The sequence below is a fragment of the Nostoc sp. genome (assembly GCF_035638895.1).
Lineage (GTDB): Bacteria > Cyanobacteriota > Cyanobacteriia > Cyanobacteriales > Nostocaceae > Nostoc.
Genome location: NZ_DASQZC010000492.1, coordinates 1 through 9,039, shown reverse-complemented (window position 1 = coordinate 9,039; position 9,039 = coordinate 1). Strand labels below are relative to the sequence as shown.

The 9,039-nt window shown below is 40.3% G+C and carries 11 protein-coding genes and 1 pseudogene; 6 read left to right on the top strand and 6 right to left on the bottom strand.

The annotated features are described in order from the left end of the window. Positions 1–319, top strand: a pseudogene (locus VE944_RS24765) (hypothetical protein); the annotation flags it as partial. Positions 320–322: 3 nt separating this feature from the next. Here VE944_RS24765 and VE944_RS24760 read toward each other — a convergent pair. From VE944_RS24760 to VE944_RS24745, 4 genes are all read right to left on the bottom strand, one after another. Then, positions 323–520, bottom strand: a complete 198-nt coding sequence (locus VE944_RS24760; RefSeq protein WP_324983342.1) for a hypothetical protein — start codon at positions 518–520, stop codon at positions 323–325. 226 nt (positions 521–746) lie between these two features. Next, a complete protein-coding gene (locus VE944_RS24755) occupies positions 747–962 on the bottom strand; it encodes a hypothetical protein (RefSeq protein ID WP_324983340.1) in 216 nt (71 codons plus the stop codon). Positions 963–1,057: 95 nt separating this feature from the next. Then, positions 1,058–1,477 (bottom strand): hypothetical protein, encoded by a 420-nt coding sequence (locus VE944_RS24750; protein ID WP_324983339.1) that lies wholly within the window; start codon positions 1,475–1,477, stop codon positions 1,058–1,060. Between the two features lie 326 nt (positions 1,478–1,803). Next, positions 1,804–2,370 carry a hypothetical protein gene (locus tag VE944_RS24745; protein WP_324983336.1) on the bottom strand — a complete coding sequence of 189 codons (567 nt, stop codon included), beginning with the start codon at positions 2,368–2,370 and terminating at the stop codon, positions 1,804–1,806. Between the two features lie 71 nt (positions 2,371–2,441). On the opposite strand from VE944_RS24745, the gene VE944_RS24740 reads away from it, so the two are divergent. Further along, positions 2,442–2,711, top strand: a complete 270-nt coding sequence (locus VE944_RS24740; protein WP_324983334.1) for a hypothetical protein — start codon at positions 2,442–2,444, stop codon at positions 2,709–2,711. Positions 2,712–2,722: 11 nt separating this feature from the next. On the opposite strand, the gene VE944_RS24735 is transcribed toward VE944_RS24740, so the two are convergent. Further along, a complete protein-coding gene (locus tag VE944_RS24735; protein WP_324983331.1) occupies positions 2,723–3,937 on the bottom strand; it encodes an RNA-guided endonuclease InsQ/TnpB family protein in 1,215 nt (404 codons plus the stop codon). Between the two features lie 176 nt (positions 3,938–4,113). On the opposite strand from VE944_RS24735, the gene VE944_RS24730 reads away from it, so the two are divergent. The 4 genes from VE944_RS24730 (at position 4,114) to VE944_RS24715 (ending at position 7,388) form a co-directional block, all read left to right on the top strand. Further along, positions 4,114–4,275 carry a hypothetical protein gene (locus tag VE944_RS24730; RefSeq protein WP_324983330.1) on the top strand — a complete coding sequence of 54 codons (162 nt, stop codon included), beginning with the start codon at positions 4,114–4,116 and terminating at the stop codon, positions 4,273–4,275. Between the two features lie 420 nt (positions 4,276–4,695). After that, positions 4,696–5,022, top strand: coding sequence for a helix-turn-helix domain-containing protein (locus VE944_RS24725; RefSeq protein ID WP_324983329.1), 327 nt, complete (start codon positions 4,696–4,698; stop codon positions 5,020–5,022). Between the two features lie 184 nt (positions 5,023–5,206). Continuing rightward, positions 5,207–6,085, top strand: coding sequence for a hypothetical protein (locus tag VE944_RS24720; RefSeq protein ID WP_324983326.1), 879 nt, complete (start codon positions 5,207–5,209; stop codon positions 6,083–6,085). Between the two features lie 7 nt (positions 6,086–6,092). After that, positions 6,093–7,388 (top strand): aminoglycoside phosphotransferase family protein, encoded by a 1,296-nt coding sequence (locus tag VE944_RS24715; protein WP_324983323.1) that lies wholly within the window; start codon positions 6,093–6,095, stop codon positions 7,386–7,388. Between the two features lie 291 nt (positions 7,389–7,679). On the opposite strand, the gene VE944_RS24710 is transcribed toward VE944_RS24715, so the two are convergent. Beyond that, positions 7,680–8,906: a Hint domain-containing protein gene (locus VE944_RS24710; RefSeq protein ID WP_324983320.1), complete on the bottom strand. Its 1,227-nt coding sequence runs from the start codon at positions 8,904–8,906 to the stop codon at positions 7,680–7,682. Positions 8,907–9,039 lie beyond the last annotated feature (133 nt).

The window sequence follows — 9,039 nt, the reverse complement described above, 5'->3', positions numbered from 1 at the left end:
CGAAGGGCTACTGCCACCTTTTATTGGTTCTTTTGCCGGCTGGTGGATTGGAGAAGTAATCGGTTGTTGGCTGGCTTTGCGTTGGCGACATTACCGCAAGGCAGGGAAAACAGCTAAAGTTTTGGCAATTGTCACTCCTTTAGGAATCATTGCTTGGTTTGTGGTTTACTCTACTCTTCTAAACTGGGTAACGAGTCGAGTTATTGAGTTACAATTTGCACAGTTATATGAAATAGTTCGCTCCCTAAGTACCGCTATTTTTGCCATACCTTTAGCTTGGTTAGCAAGGTTCTTGACAAAGCCACATCAGCAAAAGTAGTGTTTACCGCTTTTCACCTTGTGGCATTGTTGTTTGATTCTGCCCTTGCATGAGATATCTTCCAGCTCGTGCCTCTAGGATTGTCAGTTTTGGAGGACAATCAAGAAGGATTTGCCCGTACTCTTTAGCGTAATTGGCTTGCAGTTTAGGTTGGGTGGGTGGAATGAGAAAGACGCTGTTGTTGATTTTGATGGTTTCCATAATTGCGTTGTTGTTGCTAAAAATTGCGTTGATACTGGATAGTGTTCGACTTAGCTATTTATGACAGAACAATTCAAAATACAAAATTCAAAATGCAAAATTAATTTCATTTTCATACATTTTGAATTTTGAATTAATAATGCGTGAATTTGAGCAAAGCGAATGGTATGTTATCCTAAAGTGAAGCGGGGGTATTTCCAACCGTGTAGAATTGATATTGTTGGTTTCATACTTCTGCATCCTGATTAAACTTGACTTCAACAATTTCTTCTACACAACCCATTGCCTCACCCAAGTAATGCAATGTATCGCCCAGGTGTGTTACTGCTTCTGGGTCAATCTTCTTTTCAGCAATCAACAAGAGCCAATTTTCGTTTTGGGCAATCGCCTGAATATTTACGTAGCACGAGTTGAATTGCTTCAGTATTTCTATCGGTGACATTGGTTTTTCCGATGAGTTGTTTTGTTCTATTTCGATAAACTGATAATTTAGCTTTGTTCTTTGGTTACAGGTGGGTCAAATGCCCACCCATTTTCTTACGCTGCAACTAAATCTTTCGCTTGTGGAACGTACCTTTTTAGGCGTTCCCATTCGTCACTTGTCAGCGAATCGAATTCTTTATCTAATAACTCTTCTTCCGTAGGTGGTTGTTCTGTAGTAGCTGTAAAGTAGCCAGTCATCGTCATGAAGTCATCCAGCCCAACTGTTGCATCTACTGATTCGGCGTATCGAATCTGATCTACAGCATTTGACCAGTGGGTGATGTGTTGAAATATCACCCCAATCATGGAATCAGCCTTGTACACGCGATAAACTCTGGGGCAAGCTCCATTCACATAAACCAGCTTGTAGGGAGGAATTTCTTCTACCTCTGCGTTGGGGTCAGTTGGAGGGAGGAGAATTTTTTGTAAAGGATTATCCAACTGGTCTTCTTGAAGAGAAAATGGGCTAATCATATTCTGTGTGATGATTTGGATTGTCTAAATTTCGTTTGAGCGGCGATGTCTAACGACAAGCCGCAAAGCGTCTACGCATAACTCTAGGACTGCGATGCCTACGGCGGGCTACGCCTACGCCTTTTCTCACTTTCAGAATGAGGAATTTCTTACACCTCTGTACTTGCATCTGCTGGAGGTAGCACAAAATTCTCTTCGCAGTCATAGAAACCCGAATCTGAAAGTGTAATGTTACTTGCTGTGCTATGTGCAATGATTATTTGTAATTGCATATAGGTGGCGATTGCAGTTGCTTGGTATGCAATCGCCTTTCTCGCAACAGCCACTTACGCCGCGACTGCTGTTCGGACTCCCAGCAACGCAATCACATCTTTTGCAGTGTCAGCAACCCGATTAACCCCGTACTGTCTCGGTCTTGCGTACCAGCTTTCTTGATTGCACTCGATGAAGCCAACAAAACGCCCGCCTTTGTAGAGTTTGGCGCTGAACGAGAGCCAATCTATCTCACCGTGGTACAGACCAAAAGCAGTGCAAGCTTTTTCCAGTTCATCGCTCAATCGCTCGTTGCGCTCTAGGGGTGTTTCTGGCAGGGTTGCTTTTACTTCTGCAACTCTTGTAGCGAACCAGTTTCTATCGAAGGGTAGTCGTCCCCCATCCACAAACTGCACCCATACGGTGATTCCACCTTCGATCCAGATGGTGCGAATTGATTCGGGTTCGACTTCGATAATCTCGCCAATGATGCGGCGATCTCTGCTGGTAAGAGGGTCTTGGGTTGGGGCTACAGCTTCGGCTTGGGATTCGAGAAGGTGGTTCAGTTCTACTTGGGCTAGGGCTTGCTCATCACGAGAAGAACTAGGAATTGCTTGCTGTGTATGTGTTGTATAATGCATAATAGAGTTCCTTGATAAAAGGGTAAAAGGCGATCGCTTACTTCTTGGTCGGAGGGGCGATTGCCTTTGTTATGTCTGCAAAGAACGTTGTGGTTCAGCACAACGCTCTCAAAGAAATTTGGCGTAGCCATATATTTGTGGCTCAAAGCCAGTGGCATTTGAGTAATACCAAAACAGGAGATACAGCGTATCAGGCGACGTGTATGGCTTGGCTTCAAACGCTTCAATTGCCGTCCGTCGTCCTGCTGATAATTTCTTATTCAGTGCAAATCCATTTCCATGCTGTGTACCCCTCGCCTTCTCTGGTTGTGCCAGTGCCTCGGTTACTCATCAAGCATTGACACTCCTCGACCTAAACATACGAGGATTCTTGCTTCACAGGGATTCCAGTGAATTTACCCTCAGCAAACATCTTGACCGTATGCCCTACGGCTGCAAGCCCTCTTTGGAGAACTACTTGTGCGGCTGCAACATCTCTATCAGTTATATAGCCGCAATTTGAACAAACATGAGTACGAACAGAAAGCTCTTTTTTGCCTGTCTCAACTCCGCAACTAGGACAAATCTGGCTGGTTTTACGGCTGTCTACTTTCTGAAAATAGACACCACGTTTAAAACAAGTCTGCTGTAGTATGTTGAAGAATTGCCCAAAACCAGCATCTAAACAGTGTTTGCCCAAGATTCCACGGGATAAACCAACTAAATTTAAATCTTCAACAAACACCATCCCGACATCATTGGAGATTTGGTAGGCCAGTTTAAAGTGCCAATCTTTGCGGCAACGAGCAATGTACTCATGAAATTTTGCTACTTTCTTAACAGCTTTATGCCAATTATTTGAGCCAATACGTTTTTTGCAAACGTGCTTTTGTAGCAATTTCAGCTTACGTTCGGCATCTACAAAAAACTTTGGACGTTTGACAGTTAGACCGTTAGAAGTTGCGATAAAACTTGTTAAGCCTACATCAATCCCTATTGCTTCACCGTGCGGAATTAATTGTGGTACAGATACATTCCATTGCAAGATGAGCAACACATACCAACCAGAGGCACGTTTAACAATATGAGCTTGTTTTACGATAGCGCTATCAGGTATTTCTCGTGATTGATGGAATTTAACCCACCCAATCTTCGGCAGTTTTATCTTTCCTTTTTGTATTGGATTAACCCCTAATTGTGGAAACAAAAAACTACGCATTCTCCCAGGTTTTTTGAATCTGGGAAATCCGTGTTTCCTTTCCCACATTGCAACAAAGGCTTGTTCAAGTCGTTTTAAAGTTTGTTGTAAAACGTGTACTGCAACTGCCTTTAATTCTGGGTATTTTGCTCTAACTTGGGTTAATCCTTTGCATTGATTGAAGTAGTTTGGTCGTGGTGTGTCAACAGGAATGATGTACTCAGAGCGTAGTGAACAAGCATTAATCTGACAAGAACGAGATTTAATCCAATCTTTACGCTCTGCCAAACCATAATTATAAACACGGCGACATTGTTCTAACCAGTTTGCAAATAATGCTATTTGGCTTTGTGTGGGCTTAAGTTTAAATTCGTAGGTCAGATTAAACACTTGAACTATCTCCTAGTTCTTTTTAATTTTTGACTAACCAACTAAATACTTAACAATTTGCGGATCTATGGCATTAATCCGCTTTTGAATTGATTGTGGAGGATTCTGGAAAAACCGTGTAAACCAGCGATCGCAGCATAGAAGCTGGCCCCTTGAACTGCTCTTTGAGTCCCCCTGTGACTGAAATCACCTACAGTTCAGTAAATGGCTCGTTGGTGAAGTTCTCGTTGATAGTTAAGGCACAGTTAGGGCATGAGATTGCGATCGCAAATTTTTTCATGGTGGGCGGTCGCCTTTGTTTTCTGGCAGAGTGCTGTGTTAGGAACAAGGCACTCTAATGAATTCAGCTTTGCTGCAAAAAAGATTTCTAGACAGGGTGATTAGCAAATAACCAGTTTTTTAAGACTTGGTAGGTCATCGAGATCATCTTCGTTGGCTTGAGCATTACAAGTTTGGCTTCCGGCTGCTAGTCCCGGTGGCAATTGGTTTTGTGGTTAGTTGAATGAGTGAATGTTTGGTAATTTGGCTTGCGAACCCTTGATTGCGTTCGGGTGCAGACGGTTCGTTTTTCTTACCCTCATGTACACAATATTAGTACACCTATTGGTAGTAGTCAATAGGGTAGTAGTTACTTTTAGATAGAGATTTGTAATACTACTATTGGTTGCACATAAGCAACTCTAATACCAATAGATGTAAGTCCTATACGTTTACATCCAATAGTAGTACCACTATAATAGGAGTATTATTTGGAGAGGATGATTGTGTTTATTGCATTAAAAAAATTGAGAGAGGCTGCGGGTCTTTCTCAGAATGACCTAGCTAGAAAGACTGGTTATAGTCCTCAGTTCATCCAAAAAATTGAACAAAATAAGGTTAAATCACTCACATTAGATGCAGCAGCAAGATTCTGCGAAGCCCTTAATTGTAAGCCTGGAGACTTGCTTGAGGAAGGTGAGCCACCCAAAAGACTAAGAATAGAAAAAGGTGTCACGCTCAATTCTCAAGCAGAAACAGACATTTTAGCGAATAAAAGGAAAATTCTGGGCGAAAGTGCAGAAGTTGATCTTCTAAAAGCAGCGTAAAAGCTAAAAGCGACCGCCCGCCGACCAAAGCAATGCGATCGCCTGCTCAATCCGTTGATCACAAAGTGAGCTTATTACAATGCTGACACATTTTTGTGCAAATACCCTTCAGTATCTCCTCGGTTCACTTTGGTTAAGCTGCAACACCTCAAATTTCAAGCATCTACCATAGTGAGCAAGAGATATGCTGACACTAGACAGAGAACAAACAACAGCACTCGATTACAGTGTTGTCAACACCAGCATCCAGGAAACCTTCACCGCCATCGACCGATTCGAGTGGCAAGCGGTAGATGAAATCCTCCAGATGAGAGAACAGCAGCTTTTCCTGCAAGCTGGCTATAAAAACTTTGAAGAATACTGCCAGCGTGAATTATACGCCTGGGGTGGATACCGACGAATCAACCAACTGCTAGGAGCCAAAAAGGTCATAGACGCAGTTGGCGAATTAGGCGGACACATCAAAAACGAGCGTCAGGCTCGTCCGTTACTACGCTTGGTTAAAGAACCAGAGAAACTAAAACAAGCTGTAGCGATCGCACTTGAAGAAAATCCGTCCCCAGGTGAATCAGACTTTGCGGCTGCTGCAAATATTGTGGTTCCTCAACTTCCGCGCAAAAAGCAGTCTATTCAGGAACCAATGGTTCTCAAAATTGAAGAACCAGTGGTTCCTGAATCTACTAAAGTCACGGTTTCACAACAGTCACACCCAAGGTATGGAGAAGAGGGAACCATCTCAGCAGAGGCACCGAATCGCTGGCAGCAAATTGTCACTTTTGCTGATGGCGAGAGGTTGTTGATCAACAATGCTGATTTAGATGCCCCCAGTGTCCCACTTCCCAGAGAAAGATCATATCCCGCAGAATATTCTGAGGCGATCGCTGCTATCGAAGAACGCCATAAACAAGAGTTAGAGCGCCTAGAGCAAGAACTGAGGATTGGCTTGCAAACAGAAGCAGCTACCAGAGCCGAAGCCCAGGTACAAGAGCAAATTCAATCTCTGCAAAACCTGTACAAGCAGCAGAAGGAGCAGAGTAATTCTACCTCATCCCACCGAAGCTAAGATTTTAATGCTGTCCGAACGGGGTAGTTATTTTCTACCTCATGTTTGTGTAAATAAAAGTATAGATTATGCGAATTTTATAACTATTAAGTCAGAAATAGAGCCAGAACTTGGATTTTCGGTCAACATTTTATATTATGCCAGCCAGGATTACAATAAATCGAAGTGTCAAAATTGTTATATATATGTACTAGAGCGGGATGCTTCTGTTGCGAAATTTAAAGAAGGTGATTGGATTGATTTGGAAATTTTGAGAAATCAATCCTTAAAATTTCCCGAGCATAAATCAGTTATCGAAACATATTTAACAGAAATTGAGAGTAGTGATATTCCGGAACTGCGTCCACCTTGGGCAAGAGTTGGTTGGCTTCAATCAGCAGTTCAATGGATTGACGAACAATTATTCAAATTAAACTATCAACGACTTTCCCCCGTAGAATGTATAAGAAGTTGCGGTATTTCTTGTGTATTAAGGGTTAATACAAGCGTAGGAAATATTTATTTGAAGGAATCTTCTAAATTACCTCTTTTTTGTAACGAACCAGTAGTGACAGCAGAATTAGCGAATTTATTTCCCGCACATATCCCTAATGTCCTTAGCGTCGATACTCAGCGTCGCTGGATGTTGTTAGCTGATTTTGGAGAACCTATTGATAGGAATACACCCATAAAAGTGCAAAAAGATATTTATCGTTTACTCGCTCAAATACAAATGAAATCAGTTCAGCATATAGATAATTTACTGAGTGTAGGATGTTTAGACCGACGTTTAAATTGGCTAGCAACTCAAATCGATGTTTTGTTTAATGATGAAATTGCTCTATCTCAATTGCAAGCAGACGAAATCAAACAGCTACAAACCTTTACTCCCTATCTGGAAAACCTATGCTCTCAACTAGCTAGCTATCAAATACCGCAGACATTAGTTCACGGTGATTTACATTTAGGTAATGTTGCTTTTTATAAAGATAGCTACCTCCTTTTTGATTGGACTGATAGCTGTATTTCTCATCCTTTTTTTGATATGTTTGAGTTATTTTTTCCGCGTCAATATAAACCTTTTTTATCAACCTTGAAGGATTTACAAAAAGAATATTTAGCCCAATGGACAGCTTATGAACCAATGTCACGTTTACTAGAGGCTTGGACATTAACCAAACCTTTATGTGCTTTACATCATGCAGTTTCATATCAGCATATTGTCGCTTGTTTAGAACCAAGGGCAAAACAAGAGTTGAGTAATGCTTTGCCCCATTTCCTGCGAGAGCTTTTAAAATGCACAATTGAACTGGTTGAAAAATAATGAGTATAGGCTTAAACTTGGCTGAACTTGCCAGAGTAAAGTTCATCAGACACTTCTTTGAGTTTTAGTTCAACTACTGTCAAATGTTAGTGTTGGAACGATGATCCGGCTTTGCCGATTGTGATCAAAAAGTTACTGGTGAAGTTTCCGCAGCGGAGGGTTGAGATTGTGGATAGAGAGTTGGTTAATTAGAATAAATAGCGTAATAATTGCACAAAACCGCAGTGGGGATTAGTTCCAGTGGAAGGGGTGCTGGTGAAGCAGGAGGAGTAACAAATGCGCTCGTCACTCTTACAGGGAAGTTATATTTACTAAGTACCATTTGCCTGATGAGTTTACACTGATATCCCAATACTCAGAAAATAAGCGAGGAAAAGGCTCACCACTAAGCACATACCCTTCAGAAGAAATGACAAAGTTGGTCATTTTACCATTAACTTGAACCCGAAAAATATGCTGATTATCTTCCTGTTTATAACTAATGGGTGCAGCTTCAATAACTTCAGGTTGATAAATAATATCAAATGAAGTACCAAAATCACGTTGAAATACATAGTATTGCAGGTAATAAAATGGTTCAGAAATATAATCAAGCATCTGGTCGAAGTCCTTCAGAGTCCAGTCCATTTGATACAGGATAAATAAAGAAGTGATTTTTTCAATTAAGTGATTTTTACTAATTATTTGTTGATATTCTTGCTCACCCATCTCGAATTGGATTGAAATTTGGTTCCACTGTTCCTTATCTTTAGAATATTTGAGAGAATAACGATTAGTAAATTTTAAATTAATATTTGTTGCAAACTTAATTAAGTCAGAGTCATTGGTAAATTCTTTGTTAAAGAGATGGGTAAGATTATAAATTTCACGACAAAAAATAACAGGTAGCAACCCAGCAAATAAGACCAATAGTATCAGTATATACTTCGGAAGTGTCTTTGAGTTGATTGGAGTGAATGAGCTATTTCCATTACCTCCTCGATAATAGCTACCTCCAGTGCCTCCAGTACCTCCACCACCTTTGTTATGTACTAAAATGCCATTAGCATAAAAATTATGATTGGGATTCACAGATATAAGATTATAAACTGTGATATTTTCCTTAATATAATCAATATTGAAAATGAAAACCCTGGAATCCCCTTCCCCAATAAGCTGGTCGCCAATTTCAAGTTTTTGCGCTTGCTTTAACTTAACTCCTGTATCAGTCTTTATATAGAAAGGATGAGTTTCTGTTACTTCAATTTTGTTATTAATTAATAAATATTCATGTGATGTTAAGATTTTAATTTCTTCTATTTTTCCTATTTCAAGTTGGTGAGTTGTGAAGTTATAAGTAATAATACTGTCAGCTTTATTCAATTTTTCGATAGGTTTATGTCCCTGAGATGTCAAAACCAGAGTTCCCTGTGCAAAGCAACCTCCACGAGCATCAACAGGTTCAGCGATCCAAAAAGCAATTAAGATTATTATTAAAAAACTTGAGATAGTTTTAATAAGGCGGCTTATGTTTTTCATATTATCTTTCTAAAAATAAAAACAGGTAAATTTATCTCAGCCATTTAGGATAAGTAAATCAAATTTTAAGGAGTACATAAATATATCCACGCCCGTTACCTTGTATTTCTATTTGTTTTCATTAAGAATTATT